The organism is Streptomyces sp. NPDC001678 (assembly GCF_042892945.1).
Classification (GTDB): Bacteria; Actinomycetota; Actinomycetes; order Streptomycetales; family Streptomycetaceae; genus Streptomyces.
This window is the reverse complement of record NZ_JBIAUP010000022.1, coordinates 74876-99222: the sequence shown is the minus strand read 5'-3', so window position 1 is coordinate 99222 and position 24347 is coordinate 74876. Positions and strand designations below refer to the sequence as shown.

Here is a 24347-nt window from a genome sequence, read left to right as displayed (position 1 = left end):
CTGCAGGGGGGACCCTGTGGGAGAGTAGGACGCCGCCGAACTCCTTTTAAGAGAGAGCCCTGGCAGGGATTACCTGCCGGGGCTTTCTTGCGTTTTGGGCCCGATGCGGACGGGCGGACAGGTTCTTCCTGCCCCGCCCCGGGCGGGCGTCCTCAGGACGCCCGCCCGAAACAACTTCCCAATCACATACCCGCAGCCTGCGCGAGCTCGATATCAAGGGACTCGCGACGGATCCGCTGATCCATATACAGCAGCGCGGTCACGCCGGCAGTGATCGGAAGTGCCACCGCGGAGCCGATCGCCGAACCGATGCCATTGATGATCAAAGACGTCCACGTCAAATGATCCATGGCGGATTCACCGGTCACGATGCCGTCAATGAAGCTCGTCGGTATCTGCGCCATTGAACCGATCATGAAAACGATAAAAGCGGCCAGGACCTGTATTCCAAAGATCCGCCAGCCCGCTCCCCGTACGAGCTTCGCCGAACGACGCATAGCCGTGATCACGCCCTGCTTTTCGAGCATGAGCGCGGGCGCGGCAAGGCTGTAGCGGACCCAGAGCCAGGCCGCGGCCACCATGCCGGCGAGCCCGCCGAGAAACAGCAGGCCCGCACCGCCCCCCTCCAGATCACCGGAGAGCCCGCCATCGGAAGCCGCGGCGACCGCCAGCCCCGGGGCCAGGCCGACCGCGAAGGCCGCGGTGATCAGCAGGGGCAGCAGCAGGAACAGCCCCGTCAGGGCGAGGAGCCGGGGGCGGGCGTCCCGCCAGGCGTCGCCCACCGACGCGGGCCGGCCCAGTACGGCGCGGCTGACGACGATCGTGAGCATGGCGCTCGCGACGATCGAGCCGACCAGCCCGACCAGTGAGGCGACGGTCAGGCTGCCCAGGGACTTGCCGAGGGCGTCCAGCACCTCATGGAGGTCGGCCGTGCCCGGGTCGGAGAGCTTGTTCAGGCCCGTGAGGTCGCGGAACCACAGCCCCGTTACCGTGGTCCCCGCCACCTGGGTACCGAGGGCGACGGTCGCGGAGATCCCGAGCACCGTCCGCCAGTACCGGCGCGTCGTGGTGACCGCGCCGTCCAGGATCTCGCCCACGCCCAGGGGCCGCAGGGGCACGACGCCGGGCTGAGGGGCCGGCGGAGGCGGCGGGCTCCACTGCGGGCCGCCTGAGCCGCCCCAGCCGCCACCAGTGCCACCGCCACCAGTGCCACCACCGCCCCAGCCGCCGCCGTTGCCCCAGCCCCCGCCGCCGTTGCCGTCGCCGCTTCCGCTGTTGGCGCGGGCGCGGCCCCGGCCCTGCGGGGTGCGGTCCGGAGAGTCGTTCATTCTCTTTAGCTCCCGTAGCTCCCTCTGATGCCCGTGTTCGCCGTCCAGCGGCCCGTCCGAGCGGTTCCGGTCAGCCATCGTGTCAGTAAGCGCGTGCGAGGCGGCAAGCGCCTGAGAGGCTCGTAAGGGGGAGGCCGCCAGGGGAGGCCTTCAATAGTTGGTGTGGGCGGGGCAGACTGGACCAATGGCTGATCAGTACGCGGCACCCGCGTCCGGCACCGGATCCTCCGTTCCGGCCCTGCGCTGGGAGGAGCTGCCCGAGGGACCCGTGATCGTCCTCCTCGACCAGCGGAGGCTGCCCACGGAAGAGATCGAGCTGGTCTGTACCGACGTCCCCGCGCTGATCGAGGCGATAGCCACGCTCGCCGTGCGCGGCGCCCCGCTCCTCGGCATCGCGGGCGCCTATGGCCTCGCCCTCGCGGCCGTGCGCGGCTTCGACGTGGAGGAGGCCGCCGCGATGCTCGCCCACGCCCGTCCGACCGCCGTGAACCTCGGCTATGGGGTGCGGCGCGCGCTCGCGGCGTACCGTTCGGCCGCCGGAAGCGGCGCGGACGGCCTTCAGGCGGCCGCTGCCGCGCTCGCCGAGGCCCGGGCCCTCCACGAGGAAGACGCGGACGCCAGCGCCCGTATGGCCACGCAGGGCCTGGCGCTGCTGGAGGAGCTGCTGCCCGGGGGCGGGTACCGCATTCTGACCCACTGCAACACGGGCGCCCTGGTCTCCGGTGGCGAGGGCACCGCCTTCGCGGTGGCGGGCGCGGCGCACCGGATCCGGGAGCTGCGGCGGCTGTGGGTGGACGAGACGCGTCCGCTGCTCCAGGGGGCCCGGCTGACCGCGTACGAGGCCGCTCGGGCCGGTATGCCGTACACGCTGCTCGCGGACAACGCGGCCGGCTCGCTGTTCTCGGCGGGCGAGGTCGACGCCGTGCTGATCGGCGCGGACCGGATAGCGGCGGACGGGTCGGTGGCCAACAAGGTGGGCAGCTATCCGCTGGCGGTGCTCGCCCGCTATCACCATGTGCCGTTCATCGTCGTCGCGCCCACCACGACGGTCGATCTCGGGACGGCCGACGGCGCCGCGATCGAGGTGGAGCAGCGGCCCGGGCACGAGGTGACGGAGTTCCCGGGAAGTGCTTCCGGAAACCCGGTGGCGCCCTTGGGTACGCAGGCCCACAACCCTGCGTTCGATATCACACCGCCGGAGTTGGTGACCGCCATTGTCACGGAAAACGGGGTTGTTTCGCCCGTGACAGAGGCGGGTCTGGCAGAGCTGTGTGCCAGGTCACGATCGGGTAATGGGATGATGTCGATATGAAGGGACGCGTCCTTGTCGTCGATGACGACACCGCACTGGCCGAGATGCTCGGAATCGTGCTTCGTGGTGAGGGTTTCGACCCGTCGTTCGTAGCGGACGGCGACAAGGCGCTCGCCGCATTCCGTGAGGCTAAACCCGATCTTGTATTGCTGGATCTGATGCTGCCCGGCCGTGATGGCATTGAGGTGTGCAGGCTGATCCGCGCCGAGTCGGGGGTGCCGATCGTGATGCTGACGGCCAAGAGCGACACCGTCGATGTGGTGGTCGGGCTGGAGTCCGGCGCGGACGACTACATCGTCAAGCCGTTCAAGCCCAAGGAGCTGGTGGCCCGTATCCGGGCGCGGCTGCGCCGGTCGGAGGAGCCCGCGCCGGAGCAGCTGACCATCGGCGATCTGATCATCGATGTCGCCGGGCACTCGGTGAAGCGTGACGGCCAGTCGATCGCGCTGACGCCGCTCGAGTTCGATCTGCTGGTGGCGCTGGCACGCAAGCCGTGGCAGGTCTTCACCCGTGAGGTGCTCCTCGAGCAGGTCTGGGGTTATCGCCACGCCGCCGACACGCGGCTGGTGAATGTGCATGTGCAGCGGCTGCGCTCGAAGGTCGAGAAGGACCCCGAGCGGCCGGAGATCGTGGTGACCGTCCGTGGTGTGGGCTACAAGGCCGGACCCAGCTGAGATGCCGGGCGACGGTGCCGCTCCGGAGCGGGACGCGGGGCGGCCCGTGGACGCGGGTGGGGGCATATCGCTCCTGCGGCGTCTGTGGCGTGCGGGCAGGCTGCTGTCCGACGGCGCGGGCTCGGCGCCGGTCCACCCGGTGCTGCGGCTGTACGCGCGCTGGGTGCGCCGGCCGCTGCTGCCGGCGATGCGTCTGTGGCGGCGCAATATCCAGCTGCGGGTGGTGGCGACCACCCTGCTGATGTCGCTGGGTGTGGTGCTGCTGCTCGGCGTGGTCGTCATCGGGCAGGTGCGCAACGGTCTGCTGGACGCCAAGAAGCACGCGTCGCAGAGCCAGGCCGAGGGCGGTTTCAAGGCGGCGCGCGACGCCGCGGACACCGCCGGTGCCGATCACGGTCAGGACGGCGCCCAGTCCGGTGGCCGGGGCACGCCCGACTCCGGGGCCTGGCTGACGGCCCTGGTGCAGCAGCTCGCCAGCGGTGGGCAGGGCGTCTACCACGTGGTGGCGCTCAGCGCGGGTGACGGCGACACGACGTACGTGGGCGGGACGCGAGGGCCGCGGGCCTCCGGGGACATCGACCCGGAGCGCAGTGTCCCGGCGGATCTGCGCAGGCAGCTGGACAGCCGGACGGGCACGTTCGAGAAGCCCGGGACGATCAAGCGGAGCTCCTCCGACGAGGGCGAGCCGGCGCTGATCGTCGGCAAACGGCTCTACGACGTCAACGGCAAGCCGTACCAGCTGTACTACCTCTTCCCGTTCACGCAGGAGGAGAAGTCGCTCAGTCTGGTGAAGGGGACGCTGACCACGGCCGGGGTGTTCGTGGTGGTGCTGCTGGGCGCCATCGCCTGGCTGGTGGTGCGGCAGATCGTCACGCCCGTGCGGATGGCCGCCAGCATCTCCGAGCGGCTCGCGGCGGGTGTGCTCCAGGAGCGGATGAAGGTCACCGGTGAGGACGACATCGCGCGTCTGGGTGAGGCCTTCAACAAGATGGCACAGAACCTTCAGGTGAAGATCCAGCAGCTGGAGGAGCTCTCGCGGATGCAGCGGCGGTTCGTCTCGGACGTCTCGCACGAGCTGAGGACGCCGCTGACGACCGTACGGATGGCGGCCGACGTCATCCATGAGGCGCGTGACAGCTTCGATCCGGTGACCGCGCGCTCGGCGGAGCTGCTGTTCGGGCAGCTGGACCGGTTCGAGTCGCTGCTGGCGGACCTGCTGGAGATCAGCCGGTTCGACGCGGGCGCGGCGGCGCTGGAGGCCGAGCCGATCGATCTGCGCGATGTGGTGAACCGGGTGGTGGAGGGTGCTCTGCCGCTCGCCGACCGCAAGGGCAGCCGGCTGCTGGTGCGTGGCGCCGAGCAGCCCGTCATCGCCGAGGCGGACGCCCGCCGTGTCGAGCGGGTGCTGCGCAATCTCGTGGTCAACGCCGTGGAGCACGGCGAGGGCCGGGACGTGGTCGTCCGGCTGGGAGTGGCCGGGGGCGCGGTCGCGGTCGCGGTGCGCGACTACGGCGTGGGGCTCAAGCCCGGCGAGGCGGCCCGGGTGTTCAACCGCTTCTGGCGGGCCGATCCCGCCCGTGCGCGGACGACCGGTGGAACGGGTCTGGGCCTGTCGATCGCGGTGGAGGACGCGCGGCTGCACGGCGGCTGGCTCCAGGCGTGGGGCGAGCCGGGTGGCGGTTCGCAGTTCCGGCTGACGCTGCCGCGCACGGCGGGTGAGCCCCTGCGCGGTTCGCCGATTCCGCTGGAGCCGGAGGACTCGCGGCGCAACCGCGGGACGACCGGGTCCGGGCTGCCGCCAGCGCTGCCGGGGCGTGCCGCGCCCGTGGCGGGCGCGGGGGCGCCCGTACCGGCGCAGGGCAGGAACGTACATGCCACGGCCGATCCCACCGCCCTGCCCGGCAGCGGCGCGCGGGTGGTGACGCGTCCCGGTGGGGCGCTCGGTGGTGGGAAGAGTGGTGACCGTGCCGGTGACACGGCGGCCCGTCGGGCGGGTGCCCGGGACGGTCGCGAGGCCGCGGGCGGCGGGAGCGGGACCGGAGGCGACCGTGACGGTAAGGCGTAGGGGTACCGGCGGGCGCGGAAGTACCGGCGGTGGGCGGCGGTTCGCGGGCGCGGGTGTCGTGCTGGTCAGCGGTGCGCTGCTGGCCGGCTGCGCGTCGATGCCCGACGGCGGCGAGGTGAAGTCCGTCGACTCCCCGCAGCAGCGTGCCGACGCCGACGCGCAGGTGCGCGTCTACGGTGTGCCGCCGCGCAAGAACGAGCAGCCGCTGGAGCTCGTCATGGGCTTCCTGGAGGCGACGACCAGCGACGACACGGACTACGAGACGGCCCGGCAGTATCTGGCGAAGGGCGTGCGGGGCCGCTGGGATCCGTCGGAGTCCACGACGGTGCTGTCGCAGACGCCCCAGGTGCGGGTGGAGCGCACCGGCGGCGACCGGGAGCCGGGCTACACCGTGACGCTGACGGGCCGGCGGGTGGCGACGGTGGACGCCAAGCACGCGTACAAGCCGGACGAGGGCGAGTACAAGACCCAGTTGCACCTGGCGCGCGAGGACGGCGAGTGGCGCATCGACGGGCTGGACCCGGGTCTGGTGCTCGGGGTCTCCGACTTCCAGCGCATCTACCGCTCGGTCAATAAGTACTACTTTGCCGAGTTGGGGCAGGGCGCGAGCGGCGCGGGGAAGTCGCGCGACGTGCTCGTCGCCGACCCCGTCTATCTGCGCAAGCGGATAGACCCGGTGACGTCGACGGTGAACGCGCTGCTGGACGGTCCGACGTCGTGGCTGGACCCGGTCGCCGCCACGGCCTTTCCCACGGGGACGCGGCTGCAGGACCAGCGGCTGTCCCTGGACGACTCCAACGGCCTGAAGGTGCGGCTGAACGACAAGGCCGCTGGCGCCGGTCAGGACCAGTGCCTGCGGATGGCCGCGCAGCTTCTGTACACCGTGCAGGAGTCGGCCAAGGCCACCGATGTGACGCTCCAGCGCAAGGACGGCTCCAGGCTCTGCGTGCTCGGCAAGGAGCAGGCGCGCTACTACGCGCCGGACCTGACCTCCGGGCGGCCGGACCGGCAGTACTTCGTCGACGGGCAGCACCGGATGGTGAGCCTGGCCGACGGCGACGACGAGGCGCGCCGGGTCGCCGGCCCGCTGGGCGCGGACGGTTCGGCCCCGCTGCGCTCGGTGGCGGTGGACCGTGCGGAGCGCCGTGCGGCGGGCGTGTCGGCCAATGGACAGGCGCTGTACGTCGCGCCCCTCCAGGCGGGCGCGCCGCTGGGCGAGGCCCGGCTGACGGTGCGTGGCGGTACGGGCGCCAAGGCGGGGCTGACCGCGCCGAGCTGGGACGGTCTGGGCGATCTGTGGGTCGCGGACCAGGACGCGGACAGGCCGAGGCTGCTGCGGCTGCCCGGTGGCACGGGCGCTCCCGAGGAGATCCAGGTGCCCGGGCTGGACGGCGGGCGGATCACGGGGTTGCGGATCGCCGCGGACGGTGTGCGCATCGCGCTGCTGGTGACCAAGGGCGACCACACGGTGCTGCGGCTCGGCAGGGTCGAGCGGCGGGGCGGCGCGGGCCGTACCGGCCTCTCGGTGCAGGAGCTGCGGAACGTGGCGCCCCGGCTGGTGGACGTCAACGCCGTCTCGTGGGCGGGCGCGAGCCGGCTGCTGGTGGCCGGCAACGAGCAGGGCGGGCTCCAGCAGCTCCAGTACGTCGAGACCGACGGCTCGCAGGCCAACGCCTCCGGGCTGCCTGGGATCACGGGGGTGCGGGGCGTGGCCGCCTCGGAGAACCCGGGCAAGGCGCAGGCGCTGGTCGCGGAGGGCGACGGCGGGGTCGTACGGCTTTTGCCGGACACCAACTGGAAGCTGGTGGGCAAGGAAGGTACGGCTCCGGTCTACCCGGGGTGACGGCCGGTGGCGTCCCGTGGTGACCGGGACGGCCGGCGCGGGCGGGGCCGGCCGGGGCGGTGAGCGGCGCGTTCGCGCAGGCCAGGGGCCGTGTCGTGGGGGCGTCGCGGGTTATCCACAGGGGTGGCGGCTTCCGGGGCCGCGCGCGACAGTGGAGTCATGCGCGGGTGGTGGCAGGAACTCGCCGGTCTGGTGGCGCCGGTGGACTGCGCGGGGTGCGGGCTGCCGCGGTCCGTGCTGTGCGAGGGATGTCGTGCGGAGCTGGGCGGGCGGCGGGCGTGGCGGGTGCGGCCCGATCCGGTCCCGCCCGGGTTGCCGAGCGTGTACGCCTCCGCGCGGTACGAGGGCGGGGTGCGCTCGGCTCTGATCGCGCACAAGGAGCGGGGCGGGCTCGCGCTGGCCGGGCCGCTGGGCGCGGCGCTGGCGGGCGCGGTGGGGGCGGCCGGTCGTCCTGGTGCGGGGTGGGGTGCACGGGGCTGGAGCGGCCCGTTATTGCTCGTGCCGGTGCCTTCCGCGCGGTCGGCGGTGGCCGGGCGGGGGCATGACGCCGGGCGGCGGGTCGCGCTGGCGGCGGCCCGGGTGCTGCGCGGCTCCGGGGTGCCCGCGCGGGTGGCGGCGGTGCTGCGGTTGCGGCGGTTCGTCCTCGACCAGTCGGTCCTGGACGCCCGGGGGCGAGCGGCGAATGTGGCGGGGGCGATGGAGACCGTCCGGGGAGCGGAGCGGCTGTGGCGGTCGGGAGGCCCGGTGGTGCTGGTGGACGACCTCATGACGACCGGTGCCTCGCTGGCGGAGGCGGCCCGCGCGGTGACGGTCGGCGACGGCCGGGTCATGGCCGCCGCCGTGATCGCGGCGGCCCCGAGAGCTTTCGGAAACAACCGGAACTGACGGAGAACGCCCCACGTTGCTGAGGGAAACGGCCGGAAAACACCTGAACGGAGGTACGTCGCGATAGGGGGTACCGACGGGCTTCCGAGCGAGATATGTTCGGTTGTGAGGAAGGGCAGGATCTATGCCTGATATCTCCGATTGGCGTGCTTTGTACGCCTGGGCGGAAGCTTGTAAGTAGCCCGTGGAGCCTTGAGGCCGGTGGGGTGTAGATCTTGCCGACGGGGGAGGAGGAGGTGAAAACCGCTTAGTCGGTGGCTCCGGCTCTCCCCGGGGCCTGATGCAAGAGGGATGCGCTCCGCAACCTTCGGCGGAGCGATCCGGGAACGGAGTTCTGCGTGGACATCGTCGTCAAGGGCCGCAAGACAGAGGTGCCCGAGCGGTTTCGCAAGCACGTGGCCGAGAAGCTGAATCTGGACAAGGTCCAGAAGCTGGACGGCAAGCTGATTCGCCTCGACGTGGAGGTGTCCAAAGAGCCCAACCCGAGGCAGGCCGACCGCTCCGACCGAGTGGAGATCACGGTGATCTCCCGTGGACCGGTCATCAGGGCGGAGGCCGCAGCGGCGGATCCCTACGCCGCGCTCGATCTGGCCACGAGCAAGCTTGAGGCACAGCTGCGCAAGCAGAACGACAAGCGTCATTCCCGCCGGGGCAACGGACGCGTCCCGGCGAGCGACGTCGGCGCCGTCATCGGCGCCGCAGAGCTCAACGACAGCGGTGAACTCGTCGCGGAGCAGGCGCCGGGCGAGGTGCCCGTCACCCATATGGGACCACTGGAGATCCGGGGAGAAGGCCCCCTGGTGGTCCGCGAGAAGACCCACTCCGCGGCCCCCATGGCGCTCGACCAGGCGCTCTACGAAATGGAGTTGGTCGGCCATGACTTCTATCTGTTCGTCGACTCCGAGACCAAGATGCCCAGTGTCGTCTACCGGCGGCATGCCTACGACTACGGCGTCATCCGCCTGAACAGCGACCCCTTCTACAGCGGAGAGCCCGGAGGAGCGGGCGGAGAACTCGGCGGCTGACCCGTGCGGCCCGGCCGTACGCCGCGGCCGGGCCCCGTGAGCCGCGGACCGGTGACGGTGCCCCGGAGCGCCCGGCGCGCTCCCGGGGCACCGCTTGTGCGGTCGCTTGTGCGGCGCGCCACCTCCACGGCCGGGGAAGCACCGTCCGGCGGTCCGGCATGAAATCATGGCCGGGACCAACCACAGGTCCGCCGGAGCCGATTGGGGCGGCCCCGGGACCGGGCGACCGTGACGGGCCATGGCCTTCAGGGGGAGGAACAATGGCGGACAGGTTCGGGCCCGTGATCGGGACCGACGAGGACGACGAGGAAGGTGCCCGGGACGGGCGGGGCGCCGCGCGGAGGGAACCGATCAGGGTCCTCGTCGTGGACGACCACGCGCTCTTCCGCAGGGGTCTGGAGATCGTCCTCAAGCACGAGGAGGACATCGAGGTCGTCGGTGAGGCCGGGGACGGCGCGGAAGCGGTGGACAAGGCGGCCGACCTGCTGCCCGACATCGTTCTCATGGACGTCCGGATGCCCAAGCGCGGCGGCATCGAGGCCTGCACCTCCATCAAGGAGGTGGCCCCCAGCGCGAAGATCATCATGCTGACGATCAGCGACGAGGAAGCCGACCTCTACGACGCCATCAAGGCCGGGGCGACCGGCTATCTCCTCAAGGAGATCTCCACCGACGAGGTGGCGACGGCCATCCGGGCGGTCGCCGACGGCCAGTCCCAGATCAGCCCGTCGATGGCCTCCAAGCTCCTGACCGAGTTCAAGTCGATGATCCAGCGCACCGACGAGCGCAGGCTGGTGCCCGCCCCCCGGCTCACCGACCGCGAGCTGGAGGTGCTCAAGCTCGTCGCCACGGGGATGAACAACCGGGACATCGCCAAGGAGTTGTTCATCAGCGAGAACACCGTCAAGAACCACGTCCGCAACATCCTGGAGAAGCTCCAGCTGCACTCCAGGATGGAAGCGGTCGTCTATGCGATGCGGGAGAAGATCCTCGAGATCCGCTGAGCCGTCGCCCGTCGCCCGTCGCCCGTCGCCCGCCGAGCCGCCGCAGGGCCGCTACGGGGCTCAGCCGAGGGCGCTCACCAGGGCGGCGGCCAGCTTCGCGTCGTCGCAGCGCTCGACGCGCACGCTGTCGCAGCCCACCCACTCGGCCGCCTCCCACAGCGCCCGGGCCATGGGCTCGACTGCCTTGGCGCCCTCCAGCGACACCTGCCGGGCCACCAGCGTCCTGCCGTCGCGCGCCGGGTCCACCCGGCCCGCCAGCCGGCCGCCCGTCAGCAGCGGCATCGCGAAATAGCCGTGGACGCGCCTGGCCTTGGGCACATAGGCCTCCAGCCGGTGGGTGAAGCCGAATATCCGCTCCGTGCGCGGCCGGTCCCAGATCAGCGAGTCGAACGGCGAGAGCAGCGTCGTACGGTGCCGGCCCCGGGGCTCCTCGGCCAGCGCCGCGGGGTCCGCCCACGCCGGCTTGTCCCAGCCCGCCACCTCGACCGGCACCAGCCCCGTACCGTCGATGACCGCGTCGACCTGCTCGCCCTTGAGCCGGTGATAGTCCGCCAGATCCGCGCGCGTCGCCACCCCCATCGCCGCGCCCGCCTGGGCCACCAGCCGCCGTGTGCACTCGGCGTCGTCGAGATCGTCGTGGAAGAGGGCGTCCGGCACGGCGCGCTCCGCCAGGTCGTAGACCCGCTTCCAGCCGCGCCGGCGGGTGCAGACCACCTCGCCGGTGTCCAGCAGCCACTCCACCGCGATCTTCGTCTCGGACCAGTCGTACCACTCGCCGCCGTTCTTGGCGCCGCCCAGGTCCGTGGCCGTCAGCGGGCCCTCGGCCCTGAGCCGGTCCCGGACGGCCGCGCACGAACGGTCGGCGTCCGCCATGATGTGCCAGCGGTGACCACGCTCCCGCATGGCCCGGCGGCGGAAGGCGAACAGCGGCCACTCCTCGATCGGCAGAATGCACGCCGCGTGCGACCAGTACTCGAAGGCCCCCGTCTCGGCGTCGCCACTCCAGTACGCCTCCTCGACCGTGCCACGCCCGACGGCGCCCAGCCGGGCATAGGGCACCAGCTCGTGCGAGCGGGCGAGCACCGAGATCGTGTCCAGCTGGACCGCGCCCAGCCGGCGCAGCACCCCCCGGACGCTCCCCTTCCGGTCGGGCGTGCCGAGCAGACCCTGCGCGCGGAGGGCCACCCGGCGCGCCTCGTCGGCGGAGAGCCGGACGGCGGCCTCCCGGCCCCCGGAAGGGCGTGCGCCGGGCGTACCGGCCTTGACGGTGACGGCAGTTGTCATGCCGATCACCCTAGAGGGGACCACTGACATCACCCGGCGATGATCAGCCGCGCTCGGGAAACGGCAGGTAGGGGGTCCGCGACGGCCGGCCGAGGTCCGAGGGGAGCAGCGAGCCGATCCAGGCGTCACGGCGGGTGCCATTGTGGACGATCTTCGAGCGCATGGTGCCCTCCATCCGGAACCCCGCCTTCAGGGCGACGGCGCGCGAGCCCTCGTTGCCCGCCTCCGCGTACCACTCCAGGCGATCGACGCCCAGGTCCTCGAAGGCCCAGCGGATCACCTCGCGCGCGGCCTCCACGGTGTAGCCGAGGCCGCGGGCCTCCTTGGCGGTCCAGTAGCCGAGCTCGGCCTGGCGCTCGGGGGTGTACAGCTCGGCGAGCCGCACCAGGCACATGGAGCCGATCAGCCGGCCGTCCTCGCGGGAGAAGAGACCGAACGTGTACATGGAGTCATCGCGCCAGCCGTCCGGGCACTTCGTCCCGATGAACGCGTGGGCGTCCTCCGGCGTGTAGGGGGAGGGCACGCTGGTGTAGCGCGGGATGTCCGGGTCCTGGCAGGCCGCGTGCACGGCGGGCACGTCCGACGGGGTGAACGGGCGCAGCAGCAGGCGTTCGGTGGTCAGATGTATGGGCTCCATGGGCGGAGTCTAGATTCGGGGCGCTTCGGACGTGTCCGAATTTCGCCGCTCCGGCACCTTCCGGGACCACCGTTCGTTCTCACAGTGGGTGACACCCGGCCTCGGTGATGACGGACCTCCCGGCGCGGTGGGGTCCTCGCTTACGATGGCCGTTGCGGCGGGGACTGTCCCGTCGTGCCCGCGCACCCCACCGTGCCCAGGCCCGACCGGCAAGGAGCCAGCCTACGTGTCCGTCTTCGGCAAGATCATGCGTGCAGGAGAAGGCAAGATCCTGCGCAAGCTGCACCGCATCGCGGACCAGGTCAATTCCATCGAAGAGGACTTCCTGCACCTCTCCGACGCTGAGCTGCGCGCCCTGACCGAGGAGTACAAGCAGCGGTACGCCGACGGCGAGAGCCTGGACGACCTGCTGCCCGAGGCCTTCGCGACCGTCCGCGAGGCCGCCAAGCGCGTCCTGGGTCAGCGGCACTACGACGTCCAGCTCATGGGCGGCGCCGCGCTCCACCTGGGCTATGTCGCGGAGATGAAGACCGGTGAGGGCAAGACCCTCGTCGGCACCCTCCCGGCGTACCTGAACGCGCTGTCGGGCAAGGGCGTCCACCTGATCACGGTGAACGACTACCTGGCGGAGCGCGACTCGGAGTTGATGGGCCGGGTGCACAAGTTCCTGGGCCTGTCGGTCGGCTGCATCCTCGCCAACATGACCCCGGCGCAGCGTCGCGAGCAGTACAACTGCGACATCACGTACGGCACGAACAACGAGTTCGGCTTCGACTACCTGCGCGACAACATGGCGTGGTCCCAGGACGAGCTGGTCCAGCGCGGGCACAACTTCGCCGTGGTCGACGAGGTCGACTCCATCCTGGTCGACGAGGCCCGTACGCCGCTGATCATCTCCGGCCCGGCCGACCAGGCCACGAAGTGGTACGGCGACTTCGCCAAGCTCGTCACCCGCCTGACCAAGGGCGAGCCGGCGAACCCGCAGAAGGGCGTCGAGGAGACCGGCGACTACGACGTCGACGAGAAGAAGCGCACGGTCGCCATCCACGAGGCCGGCGTGAGCAAGGTCGAGGACTGGCTGGGCATCGACAACCTCTACGAGTCGGTCAACACGCCCCTCGTCGGCTATCTGAACAACGCCATCAAGGCGAAGGAACTGTTCAAGAAGGACAAGGACTACGTCGTCATGGACGGCGAAGTCATGATCGTTGACGAGCACACCGGCCGTATCCTCGCCGGCCGCCGCTACAACGAGGGCATGCACCAGGCGATCGAGGCGAAGGAAGGGGTGGACATCAAGGACGAGAACCAGACGCTCGCCACGATCACCCTCCAGAACTTCTTCCGCCTCTACTCCAAGCTGTCCGGTATGACCGGTACGGCCATGACCGAGGCCGCCGAGTTCCACCAGATCTACAAGCTCGGCGTGGTGCCGATCCCGACCAACCGTCCGATGCAGCGCGCGGACCAGTCGGACCTGATCTACCGCACCGAGGTCGCGAAGTTCGCCGCCGTGGTCGAGGACATCGCCGAGAAGCACGAGAAGGGCCAGCCGATCCTGGTCGGCACCACCTCGGTCGAGAAGTCCGAGTACCTCTCGCAGCAGCTGTCCAAGCGCGGCATCCCGCACGAGGTCCTCAACGCCAAGCACCACGAGCGCGAGGCCCAGATCGTCGCCCAGGCCGGCCGCAAGGGCGCCGTCACCGTCGCCACCAACATGGCCGGCCGCGGTACGGACATCAAGCTCGGCGGCAACCCCGACGACCTCGCCGAGGCGGAGCTGCGCCAGCGCGGCCTCGACCCGGAGGAGCACATCGACGAGTGGGCGGCCGCGCTGCCCGGCGCCCTGGAGAAGGCCGAGGCCGCGGTCAAGGCCGAGTTCGAGGAGGTCAAGTCGCTCGGCGGCCTGTACGTCCTGGGCACCGAGCGCCACGAGTCGCGCCGTATCGACAACCAGCTGCGCGGCCGTTCCGGCCGTCAGGGCGACCCGGGCGAGTCCCGCTTCTACCTGTCGCTGGGCGACGACCTGATGCGCCTGTTCAAGGCCCAGATGGTCGAGCGCGTGATGGCCATCGCCAACGTCCCCGACGATGTGCCGATCGAGAACAAGATGGTCACCCGGGCCATCGCCTCCGCCCAGTCCCAGGTCGAGCAGCAGAACTTCGAGACGCGCAAGAACGTCCTGAAGTACGACGAGGTGCTCAACCGCCAGCGCGAGGTCATCTACGGCGAGCGCCGCCGCGTCCTGGAGGGCGAGGACCTGCAGGAGCAGATCGCGCACTTCATGGACGACACCATCGACGACTACATCCGTCAGGAGACCGTCGAGGGCTTCGCCGAGGAGTGGGACCTGGAGCGGCTGTGGGGCGCCTTCAAGCAGCTCTACCCGGTCAAGGTCACCATCGAGGAGCTGGAGGACGCGGCGGGCGACCGCGCGGGCATCACCGCCGAGTTCATCGCCGAGTCCATCAAGGACGACATCCACGAGCAGTACGCCACCCGCGAGGAGCACCTCGGCTCCGACATCATGCGTGAGCTGGAGCGCCGCGTCGTGCTGTCCGTCCTGGACCGCAAGTGGCGCGAGCACCTCTACGAGATGGACTACCTCCAGGAGGGCATCGGCCTGCGGGCCATGGCCCAGAAGGACCCCCTGGTCGAGTACCAGCGCGAGGGCTTCGACATGTTCACCGCGATGATGGAGGGCATCAAGGAGGAGTCGGTCGGCTACCTGTTCAACCTGGAGGTCCAGGTCGACCAGCAGCTCGAGGAGGTCCCCGTCGAGCAGCGCGAGGCGCCGTCCCTGGAGAAGACCCAGGACACCGTGCCCGCCGCCCGTCCGGAGATCCGCGCGAAGGGCCTGGACGCCCCCCAGCGCCCCGACCGGCTGCACTTCTCCGCCCCCACGGTGGACGGCGAGGGCGGTCTCGACGAGCGCGACCTCACGGGTGACGAGATGACCGAGTACCGCTCCGAGGCGGACGGCCTGACCCGCGCCGAGCGCCGCAAGGCCCAGCGCGGCGCCGCCGGCCGCCGCCGCAAGAAGTAACGGCGCGGCAGGCCCGAAGGGCTTGTTATTACAGGGCGGGACACCTTGTGGTGTCCCGCCCTTCGCCGTGTTCAGGTACGGGCTCCGCCCAGCTCCACCGCGGCGCACCGCCACCGCCGGTCCGGGCAGTGCTCCAGCCGGAAGGCCAGCGCCCGCAGCCGGTCCCCCGAGGCGATCCGGGCGAACGCCTCGATCACCCCGGGCCGGGGCTGGAACTCGTCGCAGTGGCGTACGAAGGGGATGCCGTGCCCCGGTGGGACGGGTCGCAGGGGCGCCCCGGGCGCCAGCTCGGCCAGCTGGTCGTAGGCCGGGGGCAGGGTGTGCCCGAGCATCCAGTGCACCGGGCGCTGGCCGCTGAGGGTGAGCAGCAGCCGTTCGGCGAACCAGTAGCGCGGATGGCGCCGCTCGCGTTCGTGGCGACGGGCGGCGGCGTCGGCGGCCGGCCGCCGGGAGTCGGTGCGCCGTGGTGGCGCGGCCGGGCCCGGGCCGGCGGGTCCCCTGGTCCTGTACACGCGATCGCCCCCGTGGTGCGCGGCCCGGCTGGTACCGGGCGTGGCTTAGGTCGGTGGATCTTCTACCGGCGCCGTCCGGAGGTGGGCAAGGACGTCCCTGGGGCGGCCGCGGGGCCGGGATCGTTCACCTATCCGGGGGACACGGGGCCCGAGGGGCGGGCGCGGCGCGGAACCGCGGCGTCCGGGAGGTGGCGCCCAGGGGGCCTCCGGCACTTCGAAGGGGGACTCGCGCCCGTATGCTGGCAGCACTGTTCGTAAGCCCTCAGGAAGCAGGAAAGCGGCGGTCATGCGCGTCTACGTCCCCCTGACCCTCCCCGGCCTCGCCGAGGCCCACAAGGCGGGCCTGCTGGGCCCGGCCCCGCTGGACGCCTACGCCATCACCCCCGCCCTGCGCGAGTGGTACGTCTCGGACGACACCGAGGAGCTGGAGTACGCGGCGCTGAGCCGGGCCGCGCAGGGCTCGCTGCGGCAGCTGGCGGCGGATCCGCGGGCGCCGCGACGGCGCGTGGTCGTGGCGGTCGACGTGCCCGACACGGCGGTGACCGCCGGCCCGGAGCGTGGGCAGGACCAGTCGGCGCTCGGCGAGGTGCGGCTGGCGGAGGCCGTGCCGCTGAAGAAGGCGGCGTCGGTGCACGTCGACGCGGACGACGCCGAGGAGGACGTGGCCGCCGCCGCGGCCGCGCTGGGCGCCGCCGACCGGGGTGACGACGACGCGCAGTTCACCGTGGACGGGGCCGACGACCACGAGCTGATGTGGTTCGGCGTCCAGGAGATCCCGAACCTCGTCTGAGGGGTCTGTCGGACCCGGACGGTACGGTCGTGAGCATGGGTACGCACAGCATGGGCGCGCGGGGCACGGGGGAGCGGGGCACGCAGGCCCCGCCGCACATCGTCTGGGACTGGAACGGCACGCTGTTCCACGACATCGACGCGGTGATCACGGCGACCAACGCCGCCTTCGCCGAGATCGGCCTGGCGCCCATCACCCTGGCCAGATACCGGGAGTTGTACTGCGTCCCCATCCCGCGCTTCTACGAGCGCCTGATGGGGCGCCTCCCCACCGAGGCCGAGTGGGAGCACATGGACGTCGTCTTCCACCGGCACTACTCGGACCACCACATACGCTGCGGCCTCACGGACGGCGCCGAGTCGCTCCTGGCGCGCTGGCAGGACTCCGGCGGCACCCAGTCGATCATGTCGATGTACGGGCACGAGGATCTGCTGCCGCTGGTCCGGGGCTTCGGCATCGAGCGCAGATTCATCCGGGTGGACGGACGCACCGGACCTTCGGGCGGCAGCAAGACGGAGCACATGGCGCGCCATCTCGCCGGGCTGGACGGTGTGGCCGCCGGGCGTACGGTGGTCATCGGGGACGCCGTGGACGACGCCGTCGCGGCGGCGCACATCGGTGCCCACGCCGTGCTGTACACGGGCGGCTCGCACAGCCGGGGCAGTCTCGCGGCGGCGGGCGTGCCGGTGGTGGACAGCCTGGCGGAGGCCGTCGCCGAGGCGGAACGTCTCGTGATCTGAGGCCGTGCTGTCCAGAGTGCGAAGGTTTCGTGGCCGTAATGTATAGATGCTGCTCATGGACGCGTCCCGGGGGAAGAGCGATAGCCTTACCAGGTGATCAGCGCGATATCCAGCAGGGGCGCCGTCGCCCCTGTCCTGCCCCCGGGCCGCCACCGCGCCCGGGCCATCGCAGCGGATCCCCGGAGCCGGGCTCTCCTGACGGCGTTCGCCGTGTTCCGCCCGGCCACCCCTCATCCCGGCGGACCGTCGGTGACGACCGGACACCCCGAGTCGCGACGTGAAGCCATCACCACCTATGTCACGCAACGGCGCGCGACAGGAGCCAGAGGACATGCAGACCAAGCTGGACGAAGCAAAGGCCGATTTGCTCGAGCGGGCGGCCCGGGTCGCTGAAGGCAGCCCGGGGGGAGCGCACCCGGCCGGCCCCAAGGGCGAGGGCGGGCTCGACCAGAAGACCCTGACCGCCTACCTCCAGCGCTACTACCTGCACACCGCTCCCGAGGACCTCACCGGCCGTGACCCGGTCGACGTCTACGGCGCGGCCATCTCGCACTACCGGCTGGCCGAGAACCGGCCGCAGGGCACCGCGAACGTACGCGTCCACACGCCGACGGTCGAGGAGAACGGCTGGACGTCCAGCCACTCCGTCGTCGAGGTCGTCACCGACGACATGCCCTTCCTCGTCGACTCCGTCACCAATGAGCTCTCCCGCCAGAACCGTGGCATCCACGTCGTCATCCACCCGCAGGTCGTCGTCCGCCGTGATGTGACCGGCCGCCTCCTCGAGGTCCTCGGCTCCGCCTGCGACGCCCACGGCAACGGCAAGGACACCGAGCTGCCGCACGACGCGCTCGTCGAGTCCTGGATCCACGTCGAGATCGACCGCGAGACCGACCGCGACGACCTCAAGCAGATCTCCGCCGACCTGGTGCGCGTCCTGTCCGACGTCCGCGAGACCGTCGAGGACTGGGGCAAGATGCGCGACGCCGCGCTGCGCATCGCCGAGGGCCTGGCCGAGGAGCCGACCGCCGACGTCCCGCAGACCGAGCTCGACGAGGCCCGTGAGCTGCTGCGCTGGCTGGCCGCCGACCACTTCACCTTCCTCGGCTACCGCGAGTACGACCTGACCAAGGTCACCACCGACGGCGAGGAGGAGGACGTCCTCACGGCCGTCCCCGGCACCGGCCTGGGCGTCCTGCGCTCCGACCCCACCCACACGACCAACGGGCACCACGAGGGCCACCACGCCCCGCTGCCCCGCCCCACCTCGCCGTCCTTCAGCCGGCTCCCGGCGGACGCCCGCGCCAAGGCCCGTGAGCACAAGCTGCTCGTCCTCACCAAGGCCAACAGCCGCGCCACCGTCCACCGCCCCTCCTACCTCGACTACGTCGGGGTGAAGAAGTTCGACGCCGCCGGCAACGTGGTCGGCGAGCGCCGCTTCCTGGGCCTGTTCTCCTCGGCCGCCTACACCGAGTCCGTCCGCCGCGTCCCGGTCATCCGCCGCAAGGTCGCCCAGGTCCTGGACGACGCCGGCTTCAGCCCCGACAGCCACGACGGGCGCGACCTGCTCCAGATCCTGGAGACCTACCCGCGCGACGAGCTCTTCCAGATCCAGGCCGACCAGCTGCGCGCCATCGCCACCAGCGTGCTCTACCTCCAGGAGCGCCGCCGGCTGCGGCTGTACCTGCGCCGCGACGAGTACGGGCGCTTCTACTCCGCCCTGGTCTACCTGCCGCGCGACCGCTACACCACCGGCGTCCGGCTGCGCCTGATCGACATCCTCAAGGAAGAGCTCAACGGCACCAGCGTCGACTTCACGGCCTGGAACACCGAGTCCGTCCTCTCCCGGCTGCACTTCGTCGTCCGCGTCGAGCCCGGCTCCGCGCTGCCCGAGCTCTCCGAGGCCGACGCCGACCGCATCGAGACCCGCCTCGTGGAGGCCGCCCGCTCCTGGGCCGACGGCTTCGCCGAGACGCTCACCGCCGAGGTCGGCGAGGAGCGCGCCGCCGAGCTGCTGCGCCGCTACGGCCAGGCCTTCCCCGAGGGCTACAAGGCCGACCACACCCCCCGCGGCGCCGTCTCCGACCTCGCCCACCTGGAGAAGCTGACCACCGCCGGCGGTGCGCAGGACTTCGAGCTCAGCCTGTACGAGCCGGTCGGCGCGGGCCCCGGCGAGCGCCGCTTCAAGATCTACCGCACGGGTGAGCCCGTCTCCCTCTCCGCCGTCCTGCCGGTGCTCCACCGGCTCGGCGTCGAGGTCGTCGACGAGCGCCCGTACGAGCTGCGCTGCGCCGACCGGACCACCGCCTGGATCTACGACTTCGGGCTGCGGCTGCCCGGGGACATCGTGGGCGACAACGCGCGCGCCCGCTTCCAGGAGGCCTTCGCGGCCGTGTGGACCGGCGCCGCGGAGAACGACAACTTCAACAACCTCGTGCTGCGGGCCGGTCTCGACTGGCGCCAGGCGATGGTGCTGCGGGCCTACGCCAAGTACCTCCGGCAGGCCGGTACGACCTTCAGCCAGGCGTACATGGAGGACACCCTCAGCAACAACGTCCACACCACCCGCCTCCTGGTCAACCTGTTCGAGGCCCGGATGTCCCCGGCCCTCCCGCAGGACGGCCGCAACGAGCTGATCGAGGGGCTGCTGGAGGAGCTCGAGGGCGCCCTCGACCAGGTCGCGAGCCTGGACGAGGACCGCATCCTGCGCTCCTTCCTCACCGTCATCAAGGCCACGCTGCGCACCAATCACTTCCAGCGGAACGGCCAGGGCGAGCCGCACTCGTACCTCTCGCTGAAGCTGGACCCGCAGGCCATCCCGGACCTGCCCGCGCCCCGCCCGGCCTTCGAGATCTGGGTCTACTCGCCGCGCGTCGAGGGTGTGCACCTGCGCTTCGGCAAGGTCGCCCGAGGCGGTCTGCGCTGGTCCGACCGGCGCGAGGACTTCCGCACCGAGATCCTGGGCCTGGTCAAGGCGCAGATGGTGAAGAACACCGTCATCGTGCCCGTCGGCGCCAAGGGCGGCTTCGTCGGCAAGCGGCTCCCGGACCCGTCCGTGGACCGTGACGCGTGGCTCGCCGAGGGCATCGCCTCGTACAAGACCTTCATCTCCGGTCTGCTCGACATCACCGACAACATGGTCGGCGGCGAGGTCGTCCACCCCAAGGACGTCGTCCGCCACGACGAGGACGACACCTACCTCGTCGTCGCCGCCGACAAGGGCACCGCGACTTTCTCCGACATCGCCAACGAGGTCGCCGAGTCCTACGGCTTCTGGCTGGGCGACGCCTTCGCCTCCGGCGGCTCGGCCGGCTACGACCACAAGGGCATGGGCATCACCGCCCGCGGCGCCTGGGAGTCGGTCAAGCGGCACTTCCGCGAGCTGGGCCACAACACCCAGACCGAGGACTTCACGGTCGTCGGCGTCGGCGACATGTCCGGTGACGTCTTCGGCAACGGCATGCTGCTCTCCGAGCACATCCGCCTGGTCGCCGCCTTCGACCACCGCCACATCTTCATCGACCCCAAGCCGGACGCGGCGGTCTCCTACGCCGAGCGCCGCCGGCTCTTCGAGCTGCCCCGCTCCTCCTGGGCCGACTACAACACCAAGCTGCTCTCCGCGGGCGGCGGCGTGCACCCCCGCAGCGCCAAGTCGATCCCGGTCAACGCCCATGTGCGCGAGGCCCTGGGCATCGCCCCCGGCGTCACCAAGATGACCCCCGCCGAGCTGATGAAGGCCATCCTCAGCGCCCCGGTCGACCTCCTGTGGAACGGCGGCATCGGCACGTACGTCAAGGCGTCCACCGAGTCGCACGGCGACGTGGGCGACAAGGCCAACGACGCCATCCGCGTCGACGGCCGGGACCTGCGCGTCAAGGTCGTCGGCGAGGGCGGCAACCTCGGTCTGACCCAGCTCGGCCGCATCGAGTTCGCCCTGATCGGCGGCCCGGACTCGACCGGCGGCAGGGTCAACACCGACGCCATCGACAACAGCGCCGGCGTGGACACCTCCGACCACGAGGTGAACATCAAGGTCCTGCTCAACGCCCTGGTGACCGACGGCGACATGACCGTCAAGCAGCGCAACAAGCTGCTGGCCGAGATGACCGACGAGGTCGGCGAGCTGGTGCTGCGCAACAACTACGCGCAGAACGTGGCCCTGGCCAACGGTGTGGCCCAGGCGCCCAGCCTGCTCCACGCCCACCAGCGGATCATGCGCCGCCTCACCCGCGACGGCCACCTCGACCGCGCCCTGGAGTTCCTGCCCACCGACCGGCAGATCCGGGAGCGGCTGGCCGCCGGCCGCGGCCTGACCCAGCCCGAGCTGGCCGTCCTGCTCGCCTACATCAAGATCACCACGGCGGAGGAGCTGCTCACCACCGGGCTGCCCGACGACCCGTACCTCCAGCGACTGCTCTACGCCTACTTCCCGCAGGCCCTGCGCACGTCGTTCGGCGAGAACATCGACAACCACGCGCTGCGCCGCGAGATCGTCACGACCGTCCTGGTCAACGACACGGTCAACTCCGGTGGCTCGACCTTCCTGCACCGGCTGCGGGAGGAGACCGGCGCCTCGCTGGAGGAGATCGTCCGGGCGCAGACCGCGGCCCGCGAGATCTTCAGCCTGAACGAGGTCTGGGACGCCGTCGAGGGCCTGGACAACGTGGTCGCCGCCGACGTCCAGACCCGCATCCGGCTGCACTCGCGGCGGCTGGTCGAGCGCGGCACCCGCTGGCTGCTCAACAACCGCCCGCAGCCGCTGGAGCTCGCGGAGACCATCGCGTTCTTCCGCGACGGCGTGGACACGGTCTGGGCCGAGCTGCCCAAGCTGCTGCGCGGCGCCGACATCGAGTGGTGGCAGTCGATCCACGACGAGCTCGTCGCCGCCGAGGTGCCCGACGAGCTGGCGGTCAAGGTCGCGGGCTTCTCGTCCGTCTTCCCGGCGCTGGACATCGTCGCCACCGCCGAGCGCACGGGCAAGGAGCCGCTGGGCGTCGCCGAGGTCTACTACGACCTCGCCGACCGGCTGCACATCACCCAGCTGATGGACCGCATCATCGAGCTGCCGCGCGCCGACCGCTGGCAGTCCATGGCCCGCGCCTCCATCCGTGAGGACCTCTACGCGGCCCACGCCTCGCTGACGGCCGAGGTCCTCTCCGCGGGCAACGGCTCCTTCACGCCGGAGCAGCGCTTCGCCACGTGGGAGGAGCGGAACGCCGCGATCCTGACCCGGGCGCGGACGACGCTGGACGAGATCCGCGGGTCGGACGCGTTCGACCTGGCCAACCTGTCGGTGGCCATGCGCACGATGCGCACCCTGCTGCGTTCGCACACCTGACGGGTGACCGCCGCACCGGCATGAAGAGGGCGGCTCCGGGGAAAACCCCCGGGGCCGCCCTTTTCGCATGCGTGAGAGAGTCGGATGACAGTCGTTCCGCGGCTCGCGGCCTTCCGGACGGCGCACCGGGAGACGGCCGTCGCGGCGGCCGTCCAGCTGGCCGTCGCCGCCGTCGGCTTCGCCGTCCTGCTGCTGGTCAATCACCACCTCGGCCATGGGGCGCGCTGGCTGCTGTACCGCTGGGACAGCGGCAACTATCTCCGGATCGCCGAGCGGGGCTATCCCCGCCTCATCCCGCACCGCCCCGACGGCACGCCCGACTACAGCCGGCTCGCCTTCTTCCCGCTCGTCCCCGCGCTGATCCGCGGTCTGCACGTGGTCACCGGCCTGCCTCCCGACTGCGCCGGGGTGCTGATCTCCTGGTGCGCGGCGGCGGTGGCGGGGGCCGGGGTGTACACGCTCGTACGGCACTGCGGGGGAAGCCGGGGCGCCGGGTACGCGTGCGTGGCGCTGTGGTCCTGTTCGCCGTACGCCTTCGCGCTGTGGGTGCCGTATTCGGAGGCGGTCTTCAGCGCCCTGCTGATGTGGGCCCTGGTGGCGCTGGTGCGGCGCCGCTGGGTCACGGCGGGCGTCCTGTGCGCCCTGGCGGGCGCCGTACGGCCGACGGCGACGGTGCTGATCGCCACGGTGCTGCTGGCCGCCGGAGGGGCGGTGCTGCGCCGGCGGGACGGCGTGCGGCCGTGGGCGGCGCTGGCCCTGGCGCCGCTGGGGCTGCTGGGCGGCTGGCTCTACCTGGGCAGCCGGGTGGGGCGCTGGGACGGCTGGTTCGAGGCGGAGCGGGCCTGGGGACAGACGTTCGACTTCGGCGCGGGCACCGCGGACTTCCTGCGGGAGGTCCTGCTCTACCGTGATCCCCGCGCGGTCACCGATGTGCGCCACGCCGCCGTGGTCGCCGTGGTGCTGCTGACGGCGGCGGCGGTGGTGGCGCTGGCACTGGACCGGCGGGTGCCCTGGCCGCTGGTCGTGGCCGTCGCCGGGGCCTGGCTGCTGATGGTGGGGACGCCGGGCTCGCCGTACTCCAAGCCACGTTTCATGCTGCCGTTCCTGCCGGTTCCGCTGTTGTTGGCGGCCCGGCCGCTCGCGCGTGTTCCGCTGGGGGTGAGGGTGTGTCTCTACGGTGGAGGTGCGGTGGTCTCGGGTTGGTACGCGGCCGGGTTGCTCGTGCTGTTCGACGGGTCGCCGTGATTCGACGGGTCGCCGTGAGGGGAACCGTGGCGCACGGCCCGTCCGGGCAGGGCCCTGAACACCCAGGCGCGGTAGGACCAGAAGCGGAACAGGGTCGCCGTGCCGATGCCCAGGAACTTGAAGAGGTTGCCGAGGAGCGCCCCGCCCCAGCCGAAGCCGTAGGTGGCGATGTAGAGGACACCGTTCTCGATCACCAGTCCGATGCCGCTGAAGGCCACGAAGAGGGCGATCTCCCTGCTGCGGTTGCTCCTGTCGCGGTCGCGGTAGGTGAAGTGGCGCAGGCCCAGGTAGTTGAAGGCGATGGCGACGGTCGTCGCGACCACGCTGCAGCGCACCACCGGCAGGCCGGTGGCGCCCCGGCACACATTGAAGACCCCGAGGTTGACGAAGATCCCCAGCCCGCCCACGGTGCCGAACTTCGCGAACTCCCGGGCCAGCGCCGCCACCCTCCCCCGGCCGGGCGGACGCCTCCTCCTCGATTCCGTCGGTTCCGTCGGTCGCAAGGGCATCTCCAGATACGGTCGCCACGCGTAGCGGACATCTCACGTAGACAACCGATTGTAGTGTAAATTGCCGCAAAAACTGACGCAGTGCGACGTTGCGACCACAATGGGCGAGG

At 71.3% G+C, this 24347-nt stretch carries 17 protein-coding genes; 12 read left to right on the top strand and 5 right to left on the bottom strand.

Going from position 1 to position 24347, the window contains the following annotated elements; translation table 11 throughout:
- Positions 1–182 precede the first annotated feature (182 nt).
- On the bottom strand, positions 183–1097 hold the full coding sequence (locus ACFYZR_RS31110) for a hypothetical protein (RefSeq protein WP_391916505.1): 915 nt from the start codon (positions 1095–1097) through the stop codon (positions 183–185).
- Between the two features lie 415 nt (positions 1098–1512).
- On the opposite strand from ACFYZR_RS31110, the gene mtnA reads away from it, so the two are divergent.
- From mtnA to ACFYZR_RS31075, 7 genes are all read left to right on the top strand, one after another.
- Positions 1513–2640 carry an S-methyl-5-thioribose-1-phosphate isomerase gene (gene mtnA, locus ACFYZR_RS31105; RefSeq protein ID WP_391916502.1) on the top strand — a complete coding sequence of 376 codons (1128 nt, stop codon included), beginning with the start codon at positions 1513–1515 and terminating at the stop codon, positions 2638–2640.
- On the top strand, positions 2637–3314 hold the full coding sequence (mtrA, locus tag ACFYZR_RS31100; RefSeq protein WP_391916499.1) for a two-component system response regulator MtrA: 678 nt from the start codon (positions 2637–2639) through the stop codon (positions 3312–3314). The genes mtnA and mtrA overlap by 4 nt, the downstream gene beginning before the upstream one ends.
- A 1-nt stretch (position 3315) precedes the next feature.
- A complete protein-coding gene (gene mtrB, locus ACFYZR_RS31095; protein ID WP_391916495.1) occupies positions 3316–5379 on the top strand; it encodes an MtrAB system histidine kinase MtrB in 2064 nt (687 codons plus the stop codon).
- A gap of 58 nt (positions 5380–5437) precedes the next feature.
- Entirely contained in the window at positions 5438–7222 is a 1785-nt protein-coding gene (locus tag ACFYZR_RS31090) for an LpqB family beta-propeller domain-containing protein (RefSeq protein ID WP_391916493.1), read from the top strand.
- A gap of 159 nt (positions 7223–7381) precedes the next feature.
- On the top strand, positions 7382–8107 hold the full coding sequence (locus ACFYZR_RS31085; RefSeq protein WP_391916490.1) for a ComF family protein: 726 nt from the start codon (positions 7382–7384) through the stop codon (positions 8105–8107).
- A 338-nt stretch (positions 8108–8445) separates the two neighbouring features.
- Positions 8446–9132 carry a ribosome hibernation-promoting factor, HPF/YfiA family gene (gene hpf, locus ACFYZR_RS31080; protein WP_391916487.1) on the top strand — a complete coding sequence of 229 codons (687 nt, stop codon included), beginning with the start codon at positions 8446–8448 and terminating at the stop codon, positions 9130–9132.
- Positions 9133–9392: 260 nt separating this feature from the next.
- Positions 9393–10136 carry a response regulator transcription factor gene (locus tag ACFYZR_RS31075; RefSeq protein WP_361709673.1) on the top strand — a complete coding sequence of 248 codons (744 nt, stop codon included), beginning with the start codon at positions 9393–9395 and terminating at the stop codon, positions 10134–10136.
- Between the two features lie 60 nt (positions 10137–10196).
- Here ACFYZR_RS31075 and ACFYZR_RS31070 read toward each other — a convergent pair whose 3' ends face one another.
- Positions 10197–11450 (bottom strand): winged helix-turn-helix domain-containing protein, encoded by a 1254-nt coding sequence (locus ACFYZR_RS31070; RefSeq protein WP_391916515.1) that lies wholly within the window; start codon positions 11448–11450, stop codon positions 10197–10199.
- Between the two features lie 13 nt (positions 11451–11463).
- Positions 11464–12057: a GNAT family N-acetyltransferase gene (locus ACFYZR_RS31065; protein ID WP_391916484.1), complete on the bottom strand. Its 594-nt coding sequence runs from the start codon at positions 12055–12057 to the stop codon at positions 11464–11466.
- Between the two features lie 226 nt (positions 12058–12283).
- Here ACFYZR_RS31065 and secA point away from each other — a divergent pair, with 226 nt between their 5' ends.
- Positions 12284–15103, top strand: a complete 2820-nt coding sequence (secA, locus tag ACFYZR_RS31060; protein WP_391916481.1) for a preprotein translocase subunit SecA — start codon at positions 12284–12286, stop codon at positions 15101–15103.
- A 71-nt stretch (positions 15104–15174) separates the two neighbouring features.
- On the opposite strand, the gene ACFYZR_RS31055 is transcribed toward secA, so the two are convergent.
- The gene (locus ACFYZR_RS31055) at positions 15175–15615 is read right to left on the bottom strand and encodes an Rv3235 family protein (protein WP_311615839.1); all 441 of its coding nucleotides are present in this window, start codon (positions 15613–15615) and stop codon (positions 15175–15177) included.
- Positions 15616–15901: 286 nt separating this feature from the next.
- Between ACFYZR_RS31055 and ACFYZR_RS31050 the strand changes: the two genes are divergently transcribed.
- The 4 genes from ACFYZR_RS31050 to ACFYZR_RS31035 all read left to right on the top strand — a co-directional run bounded on the left by ACFYZR_RS31050 (position 15902) and on the right by ACFYZR_RS31035 (position 23728).
- Positions 15902–16405 carry a DUF6912 family protein gene (locus ACFYZR_RS31050; RefSeq protein ID WP_391916478.1) on the top strand — a complete coding sequence of 168 codons (504 nt, stop codon included), beginning with the start codon at positions 15902–15904 and terminating at the stop codon, positions 16403–16405.
- A gap of 35 nt (positions 16406–16440) precedes the next feature.
- Positions 16441–17145 (top strand): HAD family hydrolase, encoded by a 705-nt coding sequence (locus tag ACFYZR_RS31045; RefSeq protein ID WP_391916475.1) that lies wholly within the window; start codon positions 16441–16443, stop codon positions 17143–17145.
- Between the two features lie 331 nt (positions 17146–17476).
- Positions 17477–22483, top strand: coding sequence for an NAD-glutamate dehydrogenase (locus ACFYZR_RS31040; protein ID WP_391916472.1), 5007 nt, complete (start codon positions 17477–17479; stop codon positions 22481–22483).
- Between the two features lie 84 nt (positions 22484–22567).
- Positions 22568–23728 carry a glycosyltransferase 87 family protein gene (locus ACFYZR_RS31035; protein WP_391916469.1) on the top strand — a complete coding sequence of 387 codons (1161 nt, stop codon included), beginning with the start codon at positions 22568–22570 and terminating at the stop codon, positions 23726–23728.
- Here the strand turns inward: ACFYZR_RS31035 and ACFYZR_RS31030 are convergent.
- A complete protein-coding gene (locus ACFYZR_RS31030; RefSeq protein ID WP_391916467.1) occupies positions 23656–24237 on the bottom strand; it encodes a GtrA family protein in 582 nt (193 codons plus the stop codon). The two genes, ACFYZR_RS31035 and ACFYZR_RS31030, sit on opposite strands and share 73 nt — an antisense overlap.
- Positions 24238–24347 lie beyond the last annotated feature (110 nt).

What these genes read in the sequence shown, in the direction of transcription:
- mtnA (WP_391916502.1), top strand. Translation starts at nt 1,513, where the DNA reads ATGGCTGATCAGTACGCGGCACCCGCGTCCGGCACCGGATCCTCCGTT.
- mtrA (WP_391916499.1), top strand. Translation starts at nt 2,637, where the DNA reads ATGAAGGGACGCGTCCTTGTCGTCGATGACGACACCGCACTGGCCGAG.
- mtrB (WP_391916495.1), top strand. Translation starts at nt 3,316, where the DNA reads ATGCCGGGCGACGGTGCCGCTCCGGAGCGGGACGCGGGGCGGCCCGTG.
- ACFYZR_RS31085 (WP_391916490.1), top strand. Translation starts at nt 7,382, where the DNA reads ATGCGCGGGTGGTGGCAGGAACTCGCCGGTCTGGTGGCGCCGGTGGAC.
- ACFYZR_RS31075 (WP_361709673.1), top strand. Translation starts at nt 9,393, where the DNA reads ATGGCGGACAGGTTCGGGCCCGTGATCGGGACCGACGAGGACGACGAG.
- ACFYZR_RS31070 (WP_391916515.1), bottom strand. Translation starts at nt 11,450, where the DNA reads ATGTCAGTGGTCCCCTCTAGGGTGATCGGCATGACAACTGCCGTCACC.
- ACFYZR_RS31065 (WP_391916484.1), bottom strand. Translation starts at nt 12,057, where the DNA reads ATGGAGCCCATACATCTGACCACCGAACGCCTGCTGCTGCGCCCGTTC.
- ACFYZR_RS31050 (WP_391916478.1), top strand. Translation starts at nt 15,902, where the DNA reads ATGCGCGTCTACGTCCCCCTGACCCTCCCCGGCCTCGCCGAGGCCCAC.
- ACFYZR_RS31045 (WP_391916475.1), top strand. Translation starts at nt 16,441, where the DNA reads ATGGGTACGCACAGCATGGGCGCGCGGGGCACGGGGGAGCGGGGCACG.
- ACFYZR_RS31040 (WP_391916472.1), top strand. Translation starts at nt 17,477, where the DNA reads ATGCAGACCAAGCTGGACGAAGCAAAGGCCGATTTGCTCGAGCGGGCG.
- ACFYZR_RS31035 (WP_391916469.1), top strand. Translation starts at nt 22,568, where the DNA reads ATGACAGTCGTTCCGCGGCTCGCGGCCTTCCGGACGGCGCACCGGGAG.
- ACFYZR_RS31030 (WP_391916467.1), bottom strand. Translation starts at nt 24,237, where the DNA reads ATGCCCTTGCGACCGACGGAACCGACGGAATCGAGGAGGAGGCGTCCG.